Here is a 17,020-nt window from a genome sequence, read left to right on the forward strand (position 1 = left end):
TTCCAGCGCCAGGCGGCGCTACCGTGACAGGGACGATGTGAGGAGGACCTCATGGACGGGCTGCGTAAGCCGGTGGGTGACCAACCTGCCGGCGTCTATTGGGTGCGCCGACTCTTGGTGCTGGTGGTCGTCGCGGTGCTGGTCATCGCCGGGTGGTTCATCGTGACATCGTTGCTCGGTTCGGGAGACGAGGCGGAGGCGCCCGTCACCGACATCTCGACGTCACCGCAGGCCACCGCCGACGCCGCACCTGATCCGAGCCGGCCATGCGTTGAGGCCGATGCCACCCTCACCGTGGCCGCCACGCCCAACCCCGTGGCGGAGGGCACCACCCCCGCCTTCGAGGTCGTCGTCGAACACACCGGAAGCTCCCCCTGCACCCTGGCGACCACCGCCGAGGGCACCGAGCTTGCCATCCGCTCCGGCGACCAGCAGTACTACTCCTCGACGTGGTGCGAAGAGGACCCGGGCTTTGGTGACGCGACCTGGATCCTCCAGCCGGACGACCGCAAGACGCTCCAACTCATGTGGTCAGGCGAGCGGTACGACGACACGTGCACGGTGATCGCGCCGTGGGACGCCGGCAGTTACTGGGTCGCCGCGTCCATCGGGGGCATTCCCGCCGACGAGGTCCAGTTCGAACTCACCGCGTAACGCACGCGCGCATCACTCGCGCGGCAAGGCGGCGGCCACCGCCTCGCGCAGCGTCTGCACCCGGTGCACCCGCACGCCGGCGGGATCCTTGGACGCACCCGTCGATTCGGGCACGATGACATCGGTGAACCCCAGGCGTGCCGCCTCGGCAATGCGCTGCGCCATCGCGTTCACGGGACGCACCGCACCCGACAGCGCGACCTCCCCGATCGCGGCGAAGCCCCGACGCACGGGGACGTCGGCACGGGCCGATGCCAACGCAAGCGCGAGTGCGACGTCCGCTCCCGGTTCCGTCACCCGCGCACCACCGATGGTGGACACATAGACGTCATCCGCGGCGACGGCCAGGCCCACGCGCCGGTGAAGGACGGCGAGGATCATCGCGACCCGGGCGGAGTCGATGCCGCTGGTCGCGCGGCGCGGGTTCGACAGGGCGCTGGGCGCGACGAGAGCCTGGATCTCTGCGGGAAGAGGGCGTTTGCCGTCGATCGTGATGGTCGCGCAGGTGCCGGGAACCTGCACGTCCTCGCGCGACAGGAACAGCCCAGACGGGTCGGCCACCCCCTCGATGCCTCCGTCATGGAGTTGAAAGCACCCCACCTCGTCGACCGAACCGAAGCGGTTCTTGATCGCGCGTAGCAGCCGCAGCTGGGAGTGCTGCTCCCCTTCAAACTGGCACACCACGTCCACGAGGTGTTCGACCAGCCGGGGTCCCGCGACACTGCCATCCTTCGTGACGTGGCCCACCAACACCATGGCGAGGCCGCGGGTCTTCGCGGCCTGAATAAGGGCCGACGCCACCTCCCTGACCTGGCCCACTCCGCCCGGCGTGCCGTCGACCTCTGCGGACGCAATCGTCTGGATCGAGTCGACCATCAGGAGCGCGGGCTCGCTCGCCTCGATGTGCCCCAGCACGCTGCCGAGGTCCGTCTCCGCCGCCAGCAGCAGCCCTTGCTCGAGTGCACCGATGCGCTCGGCGCGCAGGCGCACCTGTCCCGCCGACTCCTCACCTGTGACGTACAGCACCCGCTGTCCCTCACGCGCGGCGCGCGCGGCGACATCGAGCAACAGGGTGGACTTGCCCACTCCCGGCTCACCGGCGAGAAGGATCGCCGCGCCGGGGACGAGCCCTCCCCCCAGAACCCGGTCGAACTCCCCTACGCCGGTCGAGCGGCGGGCCGAGGCGCTCGCGGAAACCTCGGCGATCGGAGTGGCGGGCGTGCGCACGGAGGTCGCCTTTGTCGCCGGGCCCGCAGGCGCGGACCCCGCCTCACTGACCGTCCCCCACGCTTGGCATTCGCCGCACCGCCCGACCCACTTGGCGGCGGTCCAGCCGCACTCGGTGCAGCGGTAGGCGGGGCGCGCGGTACGGGACGGTGAGGCCATGCCGCTCACGGTACTGCGTGGGTCTGACACGCACGGACGTGGGACTCTGCACCCATTCCGGGTCCGCGCCGTAGTCTGGGCACCATGGCTGATGACAAGGCGAACGCCCAGGACGTGTCCGGTCACGCACCCGAGCAGGCACGCGGTCACGTGGCTCCCTCGAAGCCCGCCGTGCCCACGACGGGCTCGATTCCCGTGGTGCCGCAAGACGTCCCTGGTGGCGACGCCGACATCCTCGCGCCCGTGGACCAGCCCGACAGCGAAGAGATTCTGCCGACAGCTGGCACGACCGCCTGGACCGCCACCGACGCGAGCGCCCCCAGCACCGACGCCTCGCCCACCGACCCGGTCCGTGCGCTCGGGGACGATGCGGTGCGACGAGCCTCGTTGTCGGCCTCGGGAGCGATTCCGCAGGTCTCCCACGCAAGCCCGCCGCTCACGTTCCAGCCCGAAGAGGGCGTGGCACCCCAGCCCGCGTGGTTCGCCGGCGATCCTCGGAGCAACGCGCCGGAGTCCGCGGCGTCGTGGGCCGCGGCGAGCGCCGCGCACACCCCGGACCTGTTTCCCGGTACCGCGGCGTCTGCCCTCGCCGAGGCCACGCCGGATCCCGTGACCGCCGAGGACGCCACCACGTCGGAGTGGTCGGACGCCGCCGCCGCCGACGCCGACGCCGACCCTGATCCGCACCGGGATGCGGCTCCGGCGCCAGCCCCCGACGCCAGCGGCGGCGACGACAGCGCAGTCCCCCCGCCCCCCACGGACGAGCACTCCACCCCGTGGTATCGCGGAGCCATCTTCCTCACCCTCGTCGGCCTCATCGTGCTGGGCGGCATCATCTACGTCGCCTACACGCTCGTGTCCCCTCCCGCGGAGGACGTCGAGATTGCGGCGCCACGAGTCGTGGAGGTTGCCGCGGAGCCCACCGTCGAGCCGGTGACGCTGGAGAACCCCACCGACTTCCTGGCCGCGATGCCCGCCACCGTCGGCGTGTACTCCATGACGGAGGCCACCATGGTCGAGGAGGATGCGGCAGGGCTCGAGACCCGCGTGGCGGAGGTCGACGACCTCACCTACTCCGACGGCGAGACCACGCTCGAGCTGCGAGCCCTCCAGCACTACGACGAGGCAGACGCGACCGAGCAGTTCGACGCCCTGTCACAGGGCGGCACGGACAGCCAGCCCGTCACGGCGGGCGGCGCCCAGGTGGGCCAGCGCGTCACCCTCACGGGCGAGCCGGCGTCCTACGTGTGGCGCAATGGCACGGCGGTCTTTGTCCTCAGCGGCCCGGCAGATGCCCTGGAAGAGTTCTGGATTCAGTTCCCGCTCTAGCGGCAGGTCCCGACGCGTTCGGCGGCTGCGGTACTACCCTGGCGACATGAGCGAGTCGACACCGACGTCCCCGACCACACCTCGCGTCACCATCATTGGCGGCGGGGTCATGGGCGGCACCATGGTGACTGCCCTGCGTGTCGCCGGCTGGCCCGTCGACCACATCACCGTCGTCGAACGCGATTCGGCGAGGGCGGCAGCACTCGCCGAGGGCCATGGCATTGCCGTCGGCTCCGACATCGCCGCAGCGGTCGTCGACGCGGATGTGATCGTGATCGCCGTCAAGGTCTACGACACGGAAGAGGCCCTCACGCACATCGCACCGGTGTATCGCCCCGGAGCGCTCATCCACACGGTCGTCGCGGGCCTGACCACCTCGTTCTACGAGGAACGACTGCCGGGCGGGGCGCCGGTGGTGCGCTCCATGCCCAACACGCCGTCGATCATCGGCCACGGCGCCACGGCCATCACGGCGGGTGCCCACGCCGATGAGGGTCATATGGCGCTCGCGACGGACATGCTCAAGGCGACGGGTCTTGTCGTCACGGTGGACGAGAGTCAGATGGATACCGTGACCGCCATCGCCGGGTCGGGGCCGGCATACTTCTACGCGTTCGTCGAGGCGCTCACCGAGGCGGGCGTGGGTCAGGGCCTCGACCGGGAACTCGCGACGCAGCTCGCCGCTCAGACGTTCCTGGGCGCCGCGCGGCTGCTCGTCGACACGGGGGACACGCCCGATGTCCTGCGCAAGCGCGTCTCGTCCCCCGGCGGCACCACGATCGCCGCGCTGAAGGCGCTGTCCGACGCCGGACTCGACGGTGTGGTCGCCGCGGGGGCCGATGCCGCCGCCAAGCGCTCGCGTCAGCTCGCCGAAGAGTTGGGCTGAGTCCTCGCGGCCTCGGCCCGCGCCTTTATTCGGTCGACAGTTCGCCGTGGAACTCGTGCGCCGCGACCGTGTCGCGCAGCGCGGTCACGAACACGTCGGCATACCCGTCGCGCTCAAAGGGCCCGAGGTAGTGCTCGCGGGCCGCCCGTCGGGCAGGGGCCTTCGTCTCATCGCGCACGAGCGCACCGATCCAGGCGGAGATGTCGTCGGCAGGCGTCGCCGTGTACGCGGCCGCGGCAAGAGTGGGTCGCCCCTCGACCCTCACCAGCGTGTCAGGCTGCATCTCCATGATGGCGAAGGGCTTGCCACTGAACAGGTAATCGTTGGGGACGGCCGAGATGTCGGTGACGGCCAGGTCAGAGGCGTTGAAGCACCCGACGAGATCGAGTTCAGCAAACAGCTCGGGGCCGTAGCGGTGGGCGCGGCCGGTGCGGCGTGCATCGGCCTCGAGAAGCGCGTGGATCTGAGCGATCGCGGCGCGCAACTGAGCCGACCCCGACGAGTACGGGTGCTCACGGAAGATGACCGTCATCCCCTCGTCCAGCAGGGCCTGCACGATGGCGCGGCCATGCGGCAGGGACGAGTAGTTCGCGTCGCCGAAGAACCCGTTCCACGTGGGGGCGTACAGCGCGACGCGAGGCTCGTTCGCGCCGCGCACGCGCGGCCCCTCGATGCCCGTGACCTGGGGGCGTCCCACGATCCTGAAGCGCTGGGCGGGGATGTCGATGCCCAGATCCCAGTAACGGTCGATGGCGGCCTGGCCCGCGACCCAGAGCTCGTCGTACATCGCGCTCATGGGATTGCGGCTGGATGCCTTGTCCGAGTCGCCGTGGAGGATCTGCACGTGGTGAAGCTGGTAACGACGCACCGCGTGGGTGTTCGTCGCCGCGTTATTGACGTAGACGACGGTGCCACCGCAGTGCGCCAACACCTCGTCGACGGCGCGCAGCGAGCCGGCGTAGATGACCGGGCGGTCGGTGAGCGCACGCAGCTCGGTGAACAGCGCCTCCTGGCGCGCCACGATGACGTAGGGAAGCCCCGTCGCCTCGAGGTACGGCAGCCACATCTGTAGTTGATACGCCGAGCCGTGCGGCCCCGACTGATACACGCAGAAGGCGGGTTCGAGGGTGGCGATGTGCTCCAGCACTCGCTCGCGCGAGCGTCCCCGGCGCGCGAGGCGGCGCAACACGAGGACGGCCCCCACCGCGGCACAGGCGGCCGATGCCGACGCCACGACGGCGGCGGCGTCGCCGGGCCACAGGGCAAGGGCGGGCAGCGTCAGAATCGCCCCCGCGGACAGCAAGGACAGTGCCCAGGGCAACGACGACGACACGGAGTCGGCCGTGGTGCTCAGGCGCAGGTCACCCCTGGTGGCCGGCCGCGCCGCGAAAGAGGACAGCGCCGTCGCCGCGCCGCCGATCAGGACCACGAGTCCGATGACCCAGTCGAGCCCGTCCTCGCGCAGCGCCGCGGCGGTACCCAGGGTTCCCAGGGACAGCCACATCGCCGCGGACGAGCGCCCCGCCCCCGCGGCGAAGCGCGCCAGCAGGCCCGTCGAGGGCAGGCGCGCCTGCATCGACGGGCCGACCGGCTGCGTGAGGGGCAGCGCGATCATCGCCACCACGAGCACGAAGACGGCAGGCACAAGCCATGACGCCTCCAGCGCGGTGGCCGTCGCCACCACGGCCGCGAGGGCCAGGGCGAGCAGACGACGCGGCTTGAGAAGACCCTTCAGGGGAGAAACCATCGGCTGGCTACTGGCGGACGATGACGTTCTGCTGGTCCACGTACTGTCCCGTGGGTCCGAGCATCGTCTCGATCACCTGCGCCACGTGCTGCGGCTGCATGATCGTCGTCGGGTCCTCGTCCGGCGCGAGCACCTTGCGCAGGTCCGTCGCGGTACGCCCCGGCGACAGGCACACCACGCGGGTGCCGAAGATCTTCAGCTCATCACGCATGACCTCAGACATGTTGATGACCGCAGCCTTCGACGCCGAGTAGGTCAGCCAACCCGAGCGACCGCCGATGCCTGCGGTGGAGGCGATGTTGACGATGACCTCGAAGCGATTACCGAGGTGCAACAGTTCCTGCACGAGCGTGAACGGCCCGTACACGTTGACCGCGATGGTGCGCTCAAAGTCGGCGAAATCAACCTGGTGAATCGGCACCGGGTTGGTGTAGCCCGCATTGTTGATGAGGAAGTCGATGTTGCCGACCTCGCCGTAGACGCGCGCGACGGCGTCAATCAGCGCCGGGCGATCACCGACGTCAACGGTTTCGCGCACGAGGGTGACGTGAGCGGGGACCTCGTCCTCGAGGGCCGCGAAGTTCTCGTCGTACGCCTGTGAGGCGCGTGCCATGAGGACAATGGTCGTGATGTCGAGGTCCGAGGCGGCAAGCCTGCGCACGGTCTCGAGGCCGATGCCCTTCGAGGCACCGGTGACAAGGGCGGTCTTAGACATCCTCTTCCCCCTCGTGACGAAGGAGGTGGGTGGCGAGGTTGACGTCGCCGGGGGTGGTCACCTTGAGGTTGCGCTCGTCACCCTCGATGAAGAACACATCGATGCCGGCGTCCGCGCACATGGTGGCGTCCTCGGTGTAGAAGCGGTCTTCGCGGATCGCGAAGTCGTGGCCCGCGCGCAGGTCCGCCTTGGCGAACTTCTGCGGGAGCTGCACGTTGCGCAGGCGGGCGCGTTCGAGCGAACCGGTGACCCGCTGCGTCTCGGGGTCCACGGGCGCAACGGTGAAGGAGATCTCACGCATGAAGCCGACGTTCGCGTGGCTCGACTCGGCGAGTTCGCGGAAGTCGGCGGCCTTGACGAGCGGACGCGCGGACTCGTGGATGATCACGACGTCGTTGGTCGCGGCATCGAGCAGGCGAGCCACGGAGGCCTGGCGGGTCGCGCCAGCCTCGGCGTACACGACGGGCGTGTGAATGGCGTAGTCCTTCACGATCTGCTGAACGGTCTCGAGGTGACCCTCGGGGTAGTTGACGACGATCTGGCTGATCGCCTCGACCTCGTCGGCCTCCTTGAGGGCGTACACCAGGATCGGCACGCCATTGATCTTGACGAACTGCTTGGGTCCGGCCGTCTTCGCCCGGGCACCCACACCGCCGTTCAGCAGAAGTAAGGAGATCACATTCGCTCCGATAGGTCTCGTGATTGGTCGCCCATAGTCTAGTTGGCCGCGCAGCACGGGGGCTGCGGAACTCCTAGCGGGCCGTACACGCCAGCGCGCCGGGCGCCGGGGCGTCGCCGCGTCCGGTGAACCCGAAGGTGGCGGAACTACCGGCCTCGAGCGGGCCGTTCCAGCCGGCGTCACTCACCGACAACGATCCGGACGTGGCCGAGAATTCTCCGGTCCACTGGTCGACGATGCGGGTGCCGTCGGGAAGCGACACGGCGACGGTCCAGCCCGACACCGGGGTATTCGCCGTCACGGTGACATCCGCGACGAAGCCGGTCGACCACACGTCTCGCAGGTCAAGCGTGGCGCTGCAACTGCCGACCCCTGCCTCCGGGTCCGCGGTGGCGTCAGGAGCCTCGGCCTCTTCGTCCTCGTCGGGGTCGCGCGGCGATGGCTGCGGCGATCCGATGGCCGGGTAGGCGTTGGCCACCAGGTCCGACAACTGCTGCGCGAACCATTCACCCGCGGCCGGGGCATCCCCCATCGCATTGGTGGGCCTGCCGCCCAACTGCTCCGACGTGTGCTGGGGGTCGCACATCGGGTCAAGGGCGACGTCACCGTCACCGCTCGCGGCCGAACTCGCGCCGTCGGACTCACCCGGTGGCTTGGCCCAAATCAATGCATCCAGATGCGAGCCAGGGAAGCCCGCCGGAAGGGCCTGTGGCAGGCGTCCGAGCCCCGCGCCCTTCTGATTGCACCAGGCGGACCGGTGCCACCTGCGGTCGACCTTCGAGGCCTCGACCAACGCATCCACGGAGTCGCTCGACGCCGCGGCGACGGGACGCGAGGACCCTCCCCATCCGTTGCGCGAGGTGTCGATGAGCATGCCGGTGGACTCGGGGAAGCCCTCGTCCACGAGGAGGTCGTAGAGGCTCGCGGTCCAGTCCGCCTCGTCGAACGCCGCGTTGCCGCCATAGAACGTCGCGGCGCTCACAGGCTCCTCACCCACGAGCAGGTCGGGGTCCGTGAGGTACGGCTCCTCGAGTGGCGTGTAGTTGGACACGTTCGTCACGAAGCCGTCGACGGCGTCGAGGCCAGCCTCGGTGGACTCGGCGACCTCGGCAAACAGTGCCGCGGCGGCGCTTGCGTTGTCGTCCCATCCCAACCAGCCGGCATGGGCGGCGTCGAGATAGGAGTAGACGTGCGCGAGTCGCGCGAAGGTGTCCAGCGCGTACGCGACGCCGTCGCGGTACAGGGGATCCGCCTCGGCGCACGCGGCGATATCGCCATTCGTCACGATATTGGCGAGCGAGTCGGGCTCGATCAGGGCGACGATCCGGAGGTCACGGTACTTTTCTTCTGCCACCATCGACGCGATGGGGTCGATGTAGTCGTGTCGGTAGCTCGCCAACCCCTCCTGCGTCGCGGCGAGCTCTCCCGTGGAGGCGGCGGCGCTGCAGTCACGTCCGGGCAGGTCATACACCACGAGCGTCAGCGCCGTCGGGTCACCGGAGCTCTCGGCCTGAGCAACGGCCGCATCGAGGTGGTGGCGCAGTCCCGGAGCGTCGCCCTCGCCCGCAATCGCACCGATCGAGTCGAGCCACACCGCGGTCGGTTGGCGCGCGACATCGCGCATCTTTGACGCGATGGACGTGTCCTCGACCCGGTCGGCGGTCTCGATCACGTTCTCGGCCCACGCGTCATTGACATACATCCGCGCGCCCTCAAACGGGTTGTCCAGGTGGTCACCCTCGACCACACCGGGCGCACTCGTCGCGCCGTCGTCGACGGGAGACGACGTGGGCGCATCGGCCGACGCCGACGGCGCGGGCAGGTCGTCTCCACCGTCGCAGGCCACGAGTCCGAGCATCGTGGCCGCGGCCACGAACGGGGCCACCACCCGTGTCAGCGAGCCACGGAACGGGTGCTGCAAGAACGAGGGCGCCATGAGCACTATGGTCACACGACTGCCCCACACCGCGCGGACAAACGGGTACTTCAGGACGTCATCCGCGGGACGCCTCGCGTGCCAGCAGCGACCGCTTGACCGCCACGCCCCAGGCAAACCCGGTGAGGGCGCCCGAGGCGCCCGTGACGCGGTGGCATGGCACGAACAGCGCCACCGGGTTCGCGCCACACGCAGCACCGACGGCCCGGCTGGCGCCGGGGGACCCGAGCGCCGCCGCGACCTGTCCGTACGTCCGCGTCTCGCCCGCGGGAATGGCCCGCAACGCCTCCCAGACCCGTGCGCGAAACGCGGTGCCCGGTGTTGCCACCACGACCCTGCTCACCGCCTGGGTATCGCCGTCGTAATAGCCAGCTACGGCATCGGCCGCGCGTACGACTCCGCGCGAGCCCTGCCCGCCGCTCAGGCGCGAGCGCGCCGCCAACGCGGCGGGGTCATCGGTCCACCCGGCGGCGACGACCAGGCCGTCCTCCTCGATCACGACAAAGGGGCCATCGGGTGTGGCGAGGGTGTCATGCAGGCGCATGGGCGTCATCCGTTCGGTGAGGTGACGCGGCGCGCCACAGGTGCATCATGAGGTAACTGCGCCACGGCGCAGCGGTGGAGGTGGCGGCGGTCAGGCCGCGTGGGTCGGCCGGCAGGCCCAGCTGCCGAGCCCCGGCCCGAACCGCGACATCACCGGTGAGGAGCACATCAGTGGCGCCCAGCAATCTCAGCGCCACATAGTGCGACGTCCAGGGGCCGATGCCGGGCAGAGCCTCGAGATCGGCCGTCGCCTGGGCGACCGGGCGGGAGGCGTCGAGAATGAGATCGCCGCCGGCCACAGCCGCGGCGGCGGTCGCGACCGCGGCTCGGCGCCGGCGCGGTCCGGTCAGGGTCTCGCTCGCATGGGCCGCGAGCACGGCGGCGTCGGGAAACACCTGCGTCACCGTGTCCGTCGCGAGGCTGGCCGGCAAGGCCTCCCCCCAGAAGGCGGCCACCTTCGATACCGCGTTGCGCGCCGCGGCGACCGTGACCTGCTGGCCGGCGATGGCACGCACCAGGATCTCGGCCGCATCGACGGCGCCGGGGATGCGGATTCCCGGCACAGCCGCGACGCTCGGGGCGACGGCCGGGAGCGCTGCCAGTGCGGCGTCGACCGCCTCGGGGTCGGCATCGAGATCGAGGAGGCGCCGCACCCGCGCGATCGCCTCGGCGAGGTCGGCGAGATCGGTCAGTCGCACCGACATCTCGACCTCATGGTCACGCGGCCGGAGCGTCACGACCGAGGGTCCGTTGGCGAGCCGCATACTTCGTACGTAGCCGTCGTCGCCCGCATGCTCGACGCCCGGGATCGCGCGCCCTGCGAGCCACGCGATCACGCCAGCGCCGTCGAAGGGCGCGCGCACAGGCAGGCGCAGCGTGAGGCCACCGGCACCCACGTCCGCCGATCGCTCGGTTCGTCGGGCGCGCGCACGCAGGGCGCCGGGCGTCATCCCGAACACCTCACGCACGGTGTCGTTGAACTGGCGAATCGACGAGAAGCCGGCCGCGTGCGCCACGTCCGCCACCGTCATGCCGGACGAGACCAGCAGATGACGCGCGGTCTGGGCACGCTGAGCGCGAGCGAGGGCGAGCGGACCGGCACCGAGTTCGTCGCCGAGGATGCGGCCCAACTGTCGCGACGAGTATCCCAATCGCGCCGCGAGCCCCGGCACTCCTTCGCGATCGATGACTCCCTCACCGATGAGGCGCATGGCCCGCGCGGCCACGTCCTGGCGCAGATTCCATGCGGGGCTGCCAGGGGTCGCCTCCGGCAGGCACCGGCGGCAGGCGCGGTATCCCGCCTGATGCGCGGCGGCGGAGGTGAGGTAGAAGGTGCAGTTTTCGGGCTTGGGCGTGCGCGCGGGGCACGAGGGCCGGCAATAGATCCCCGTGGAGCGCACCGCGGTCACGAACTGGCCGTCGAAGCGCGCGTCGCGACTGTGAACCGCTGCATAGCGCGTCGCGAAGTCGGCGGTCGTGATCATGGCACCAGCATGCCTGCCGTCGAGCGCGCGGGCTGGCGGTTTTCGGACATGACGGCGCCGCCACCGGGGGATCCGATGGCGGCGCCGGGGACGAAGAGACGGGCTCTGCCTCTTCGCACGGGGAGGGCCGGGTCAGCCCGCCTCGATGGTGCCGGCGGACTCGCCGCCGGACAGGGTTCCGTCGGTGACCAGGCCGAAGGTGTCGTCTCCACTCACGTCGCCTCCAAAGGTGACGCCATAGGCGTCCCCTGTCACCAGACGGGGGCTGGAGAGGACGAGCGTCTGGGTGTCCTTGGCCGGCGAGATCGACGCGATCAGGTCCCCGTCGGCATCGGTCACTGTGATGGCGGTTCCCGCCGCCACCGTCTGGCCCAGCGAGACGCCGATGACGGCCTGGTCACCTGCGTCGGGCGCCTGTGCCATGCCTGAGGAGCCCGTCGCGACGAGCGTTCCGCCGTCGATCTGGAACGTGCCGTTGTAGTCGACCGCGCCGTTGCCATTGCTGGTCGGGCCCGCCACGATGACAGTGCCGCCGGTCATGGAGACGTTGCCGTTGGAGTCCACGCCGTCGCCGGTGGCGTTGATGAACCACTCGCCGCCGGTGATCTCGATGGCGGCGTCCGAGGCCTGCTCGCCCGCGCCCCCGCCGCCGGGGGCCATGCCGCCGCCCCTGGCGCCGTCGGTCCCACCGCCCATCGCGGGCTCCGACGATCCCGAGCCATCGGAGGCATTGAGCCCGTCGTCGCTCGACACGACCGTCGCGCTGCCGCCGTCGAGATACATGAGTGCGCCTTCCAGACCCTCGTAGGAGGCGATGATGTCGATGGTGCCGGACGTGACGCGCAGGATGCCGTCGGCATGCACCGCGTCGTCCTCCGCGGCGATCGTGATGTCCCCTCCCTCGATGGTCACCTGGTTGCAGGCGTCCATGGCGTCAGACCCAGACGTCAGATCAAGTGCGCCGTTCGAGATCCAGATGCGACCGACGAGGGCGCTCGCGTCATCGGCGTCGGCCTCGTTGTCGGACTTGAGAGAGTCGCCTCCCGAGTCGACGGTCACCGAGCCGCCACCAATCACGAGGTGGTCCTTCCCGCGGATGCCGTCGTCGGTCGCGGCGACCGTCACGGTGCCGGAGTCGATGACGAGCGAGTCCTTGGACGTGATGCCGTCGGCTGCGACGCCGTTGACGTCAAGCGCGCCCGACCCGGTGATCCACAGGTCGGAGGTCGCGTAGATCGCGGCGTTGGGTGCATCCTCCTCGTCGGATTCGGCGGCGCCGGCGGCGTCCGACACGGTGTTGGTCGAGCCGTCGGCGAGGTCGACTACCACCCAGTCGGCGTTCACGACCTGGATACCGGCGACATCGGCCGCCGTGATGTCCGCGCCGTCGAGCACGAGCGTGACCTGAGCATTGTCGGCGTCCACCACGACCTGCCCGGCGCTCAGGGAGCCGCTCAGCACGTAGGTGCCGGATGCCGTGATGGTGACCGTGTCCCCGTCGACGCTCGCGCCGGCGCCGTCCACGCTGGAGGCGCCGTCCGCCAACGTGATCGCCGTCACCGTCGCGGTATCCGCGTCGAGGTCGACGTCCTCGAGGTCGAGGTCGTCAACGGAGGTTGCCTCCGTCAGCGTGGTGAGGTCGATCGACGCCTCCTCGTCGGCGGCGGCGTCCGCGGCGCCCGTCGCCTTCGAGCCATCCGTGGCGCCGTCGGTCGTGGACTGCTCGGTGAGGGTCGCGTCCGACGAGGAGTCATCCGTGACGGAGCAACCGGTGAGCAGGAGCGCGCCCAGGCCGATGCCGGCGAGGGAGCTCGCGATGGGGTAACGCATCAGGTGGCCTTTCTCAGGCGCCGGCGCGGGCCGGCGCGGCGGGGTATACGGGTGCGGCGGACTGAACATGGGTGCGTAGCGTGCGCGACCAGCGGTTGGCGGGCAGCGACGTCTCGATCGCCGCCAGAGACGTGCAGTACTTCGAGACCTTCTGGGGGCGGGCGCCGTGGCGCCACAGGGCGCGGTCCACCTCCCCCGCGCGAGACGCTGACTTGGTCTCGACGATGAGGACGTGAGTGAAGGCGGCGGCCGCTCCCGTGGGGGACGTGCCCACCACCCGCTCATCGACCGTGACGCGGGCGTCATCGGTCAGCAACGTGGTCCGCTCGTACGTGGTGGTGAGCGTGGTGACCAAGGCGCCCACGGCATCGGCCGTATGGGGAAAACTCGCGACGAAGTCCCACGCGGCGGGCGGCAGGCTGCCGCCGGGATGGGGCGTGGTCACGTCCTGCTCGGTCAGCCACGCGCGGTGCTTGACGGTGTCGCCAGTGCGGGAGCGGAGCTTGACCTCGATCGACGCGCCGCCGGTGTCGACGTAGCGCCTGGTGCGCACCTTGTACCGACGTGGACGGCGGTGAGCGGCGGCGCGAAAGCTCTCGCGGTCGGGGGTGTCGTAATAGACCGATTCGTAGCGGAAGGCGCGCAGCTCATCGATCTCGAGGACGCGCGGCGCCTGCGCGAGGTCACCGAGGACCTCCGCCCACGTGGCCGGGGTCACCAGGTACTTGCGGTCCACGCGGCGCTGCAGCGAGGCGGTCTCGTCGAGCTCCATGAGGCCCACCGGCGCGTATGCGGCGCGCAGGGCGTCCCAGGTGGTCATCGTGCAGCCCCGGCCGTCAGCATGTCGTCGCGGTGGACGGCCGATGCTGCGGTGGGCTCCGCGGTCGGGTTGCCCGGGCGGCGCGTCCCTGCCTCATACCTGACCTCGCACAGGGTGGTCTGCTGCACCAGGTCGGTCTTGACGATCCGCACGCGGTGGACGGTGGCGCCCAGGAGGTCCTCGAGTTCGCGACGAGCCTCGTCTTCGGTGGACACGGCGGTGTCGAGCATCACGTGCTGGGTGCGGTAGCGGCTGAGCAGGCGCGGGGAGTCGCCGATCGCCATCATGACCAGCATGACCGCCATGAGGCTCAGCCCGACGGCCTGATTGATGCCGGGGAAGCCGCCCAGCAGGCCGAGCGCGATCGCGGTGAAGTAGTACGCGATTTCCTCGTGACCCATCTCGGTCGAGCGCAGCCGGATGATCGACAGGACGGCGAAGATGCCCAGTCCAAAGCCGAGCGATACATCCGCCGTGGCCATCGCGTACGTGACCCCCATCACGCCCACGTTGATCGCGAGGAACGCGACGATCATGTCGCGCCGGCGGTGACGGGGGAAGTACAGGCCGAACACCAGCACGCTGATGGCGAGGAGGTCGGCGGCGATGAGGAGGAAGATGGACATGGGGGCCTCGGGTCTCTAGGGCACTATTTCTAGGGCTCGGGGTGAGCGGTTGATGTGTTCCATCTCACCGGTGCTTCCTCAGAGCAGGCTGGGAATGGTGGGAGAGCACGCTGGGATCTTCACTGGGACTGCCTTGCGGCGCCTCCCAGCGTTCTCCCAGGCACGAGTGCCACACTGGCGGCATGGCAAACCGACGCATCCTCGTGGTGGACGACGAAGAGAACCTCCGCACCATGCTTGTCGCCGCCCTGCGCTACGAGGGCTACGACGTCATCCAGGCCGCCGACGGCGCCGAGGGTTTGAAGGCCGTGCGCGAGCACCGGCCCGACCTCGTGGTGCTCGACGTGATGATGCCGCACGTTGACGGTTTCCAGATGTGCCGGCGCATGCGCGAATCGGGCGACCGCACACCGGTGATCTTCCTCACCGCGCGCGACTCCTCGACGGACAAGGTCGAGGGGCTCACCATTGGCGGTGACGACTACCTCGACAAGCCGTTCAACCTGGACGAGCTGGTCGCCCGGGTCGAGGCGGTGTCCCGCCGCGTGGAGCACGCGCCCAGCGCGTCATCGACGTACACGGTGGCCGACCTAGTCCTCGACGACATCTCGCACCGCGTCACCCGCGGCGGCGAGGAGATTCAGCTGTCGCCCACCGAGTACCGGCTGCTCCAGCACCTGATGCGCAACGTGGGTCGCGTGCTGTCGCGCGGCCAGCTGCTCGAGGCGGTGTGGGGCTACTCGCCCGACGACGACCCCTCGGTGGTCGAGACCTACATCGGCTATGTGCGCCGCAAGGTCGACACCCACGAGCCCAAGCTCATCCACACCATTCGCGGCGCGGGCTACACCTTGAGGGCGCCGTGACGCGTGGCCTTCGCAGGACGCGACGCGCGCTGTCCCTGCGCGATCGCCTCTTCTTGGGGCTCGCCGCCGTGGGTCTCGTGGCCACCGGCGTCGCGGTGATCGTGACCTTCACGACGCGGTCGTACCTCATCTCGCAACTCGACGACCGCCTCGATTCATATGCGGGACCCGCCTACCTCGAGGAGCAACAGCTCAGGCCGCTGTTCGAGATCGAGGACGAGGACGGCACACGCCGCACGGAGGCGTGGCGTGGATGGGTCGATACGGATGGCGTGCTCCATCCGGTCTCATCCCCGACCGTCGAGGGCGCGTCCGATGCGAGCCCCGTCCTCACCTACGGCGACCTGACGACGACGAACAGCCACCTCACCGCCGAGTCCTCCGACGATTCGGGAGACTTCCGCGTGCTGGTGCGGCCCTTTGGCGGCGGCTGGGACATCACGGCCCTTCCCATGGACGACGTTGAGGCGGCAACCGCGCGGCTGGTGCTGATCGAAGGCGTTGGTATCGCCCTGATGCTCGGCGGCTTGGGTGCGGTCGCATGGTGGGTCAATCGCCTCGGCATCGGGCCAATGCGCCGGATGGTCGCGGCGTCATCTCAGGTCGCTCAGGGCGACCTGGAGGTGCGGCTGGAGACCGGAGCCGGGTCCGTCGAAACCGATGAGTTAGCACACTCACTGAACACCATGATCGGGACGCTCACGGCGTCGCTCGAGGAGCGCGAGAGGTCGGAGGCTCGGCTTCGCGAGTTCGTCGCCGATGCCTCCCACGAGCTGCGCACGCCCCTCACCACGGTGCTGGGGTACGCCGAACTTCACCGCCGGGGCGCCCTCGCCGGCGGTGACGCGCAGGACGACGCCTGGGGCCGCACCGAGGCCGAGGCGGCGCGCATGCGCCGACTCGTCGAAGACATGCTCACGCTCGCCAAGTACGACGCCGAGCCTGATATCGAGATGCGCGACGTCGCGCTCCAGACGCTCGCGACGGAAATCGTCGCCGATGCCACGGTCGCCTACCCCGCCACCGAGTTCACGTTCACCGGCGGTCACGCGACGGTCGCGGCCGACGGCGACCGTCTGCGCCAGGCGCTGCTCAACGTCGTGGCGAACGCCGCAGTGCATGGCGGGCCGCACGTGACAGTTGCGATCCCCTCCGGACCCGACGGCGCCCGTGTCACCGTCCACGACGACGGCCCTGGCATGGCTCCCGAGGTCGCCGCACGCGCCACCGAGAGGTTTGTGCGCGGCGACTCCTCGCGCCAGCGCGCCACCGGCGGCGCGGGCCTGGGACTGGCCATTACCGCCGCCATCGTCCACGCTCACGGGGGCTCACTCGACGTCGTCTCGGCCCCGGGCGAGGGCACGACCATCACGATCTCGCTGCCGGTCGCGGCTCCCGGTAGCACGGCTCCCCGCAGCGGCTCTGACGACTCCAGCGCGACCTCACCTCGATAGGAGGCGGACCCCGGGACATCGGGAGTGACCGCACCTCCCAACGGCAACCTCTTCCGCCGCTACCG

At 70.0% G+C, this 17,020-nt stretch carries 15 protein-coding genes; 5 read left to right on the forward strand and 10 right to left on the reverse strand.

Annotated features, from left to right (window positions below; genetic code table 11):
- Positions 1–51 precede the first annotated feature (51 nt).
- A complete protein-coding gene (locus tag B7K24_RS01625; protein ID WP_084128231.1) occupies positions 52–654 on the forward strand; it encodes a hypothetical protein in 603 nt (200 codons plus the stop codon).
- A 12-nt stretch (positions 655–666) separates the two neighbouring features.
- Here B7K24_RS01625 and radA read toward each other — a convergent pair whose 3' ends face one another.
- Positions 667–2,040, reverse strand: coding sequence for a DNA repair protein RadA (radA, locus tag B7K24_RS01630; protein ID WP_084129200.1), 1,374 nt, complete (start codon positions 2,038–2,040; stop codon positions 667–669).
- 84 nt (positions 2,041–2,124) lie between these two features.
- On the opposite strand from radA, the gene B7K24_RS01635 reads away from it, so the two are divergent.
- Together B7K24_RS01635 and proC are read left to right on the forward strand one after the other, a co-directional pair.
- Entirely contained in the window at positions 2,125–3,369 is a 1,245-nt protein-coding gene (locus tag B7K24_RS01635; protein WP_084128232.1) for a hypothetical protein, read from the forward strand.
- A 46-nt stretch (positions 3,370–3,415) separates the two neighbouring features.
- Complete coding sequence (gene proC, locus B7K24_RS01640) at positions 3,416–4,255, forward strand: pyrroline-5-carboxylate reductase (RefSeq protein ID WP_084128233.1); 840 nt, start codon at positions 3,416–3,418, stop codon at positions 4,253–4,255.
- A 25-nt stretch (positions 4,256–4,280) separates the two neighbouring features.
- Here the strand turns inward: proC and B7K24_RS01645 are convergent, their stop codons facing one another.
- From B7K24_RS01645 to B7K24_RS01685, 9 genes are all read right to left on the reverse strand, one after another.
- Positions 4,281–6,002 (reverse strand): CDP-glycerol glycerophosphotransferase family protein, encoded by a 1,722-nt coding sequence (locus B7K24_RS01645; protein ID WP_084128235.1) that lies wholly within the window; start codon positions 6,000–6,002, stop codon positions 4,281–4,283.
- Positions 6,003–6,009: 7 nt separating this feature from the next.
- A complete protein-coding gene (locus B7K24_RS01650) occupies positions 6,010–6,717 on the reverse strand; it encodes an SDR family oxidoreductase (RefSeq protein WP_084128237.1) in 708 nt (235 codons plus the stop codon).
- Positions 6,710–7,396, reverse strand: coding sequence for a 2-C-methyl-D-erythritol 4-phosphate cytidylyltransferase (locus B7K24_RS01655; RefSeq protein ID WP_084128239.1), 687 nt, complete (start codon positions 7,394–7,396; stop codon positions 6,710–6,712). Before B7K24_RS01655 ends, B7K24_RS01650 begins: the two co-directional genes overlap by 8 nt.
- A 73-nt stretch (positions 7,397–7,469) precedes the next feature.
- Positions 7,470–9,332 carry a glycoside hydrolase family 6 protein gene (locus B7K24_RS01660; RefSeq protein WP_234986507.1) on the reverse strand — a complete coding sequence of 621 codons (1,863 nt, stop codon included), beginning with the start codon at positions 9,330–9,332 and terminating at the stop codon, positions 7,470–7,472.
- Between the two features lie 58 nt (positions 9,333–9,390).
- Positions 9,391–9,876 (reverse strand): methylated-DNA--[protein]-cysteine S-methyltransferase, encoded by a 486-nt coding sequence (locus B7K24_RS01665; protein WP_144268057.1) that lies wholly within the window; start codon positions 9,874–9,876, stop codon positions 9,391–9,393.
- Complete coding sequence (locus tag B7K24_RS01670; protein ID WP_084128243.1) at positions 9,863–11,359, reverse strand: DNA-3-methyladenine glycosylase 2 family protein; 1,497 nt, start codon at positions 11,357–11,359, stop codon at positions 9,863–9,865. The genes B7K24_RS01665 and B7K24_RS01670 overlap by 14 nt, the downstream gene beginning before the upstream one ends.
- A 132-nt stretch (positions 11,360–11,491) precedes the next feature.
- The gene (locus tag B7K24_RS01675) at positions 11,492–13,189 is read right to left on the reverse strand and encodes a carbohydrate-binding domain-containing protein (protein WP_159449101.1); all 1,698 of its coding nucleotides are present in this window, start codon (positions 13,187–13,189) and stop codon (positions 11,492–11,494) included.
- Between the two features lie 13 nt (positions 13,190–13,202).
- Positions 13,203–14,009, reverse strand: a complete 807-nt coding sequence (locus tag B7K24_RS01680; protein WP_084128247.1) for a VTC domain-containing protein — start codon at positions 14,007–14,009, stop codon at positions 13,203–13,205.
- Positions 14,006–14,635 (reverse strand): DUF4956 domain-containing protein, encoded by a 630-nt coding sequence (locus tag B7K24_RS01685; RefSeq protein WP_084128249.1) that lies wholly within the window; start codon positions 14,633–14,635, stop codon positions 14,006–14,008. Before B7K24_RS01685 ends, B7K24_RS01680 begins: the two co-directional genes overlap by 4 nt.
- A gap of 182 nt (positions 14,636–14,817) precedes the next feature.
- Between B7K24_RS01685 and B7K24_RS01690 the strand changes: the two genes are divergently transcribed.
- Positions 14,818–15,501: a response regulator transcription factor gene (locus tag B7K24_RS01690; RefSeq protein WP_084128251.1), complete on the forward strand. Its 684-nt coding sequence runs from the start codon at positions 14,818–14,820 to the stop codon at positions 15,499–15,501.
- On the forward strand, positions 15,498–16,955 hold the full coding sequence (locus B7K24_RS01695; protein WP_084128253.1) for a cell wall metabolism sensor histidine kinase WalK: 1,458 nt from the start codon (positions 15,498–15,500) through the stop codon (positions 16,953–16,955). The genes B7K24_RS01690 and B7K24_RS01695 overlap by 4 nt, the downstream gene beginning before the upstream one ends.
- Positions 16,956–17,020: the final 65 nt, after the last annotated feature.

Source organism: Demequina sp. NBRC 110055 (assembly GCF_002090135.1).
Lineage (GTDB): Bacteria > Actinomycetota > Actinomycetes > Actinomycetales > Demequinaceae > Demequina.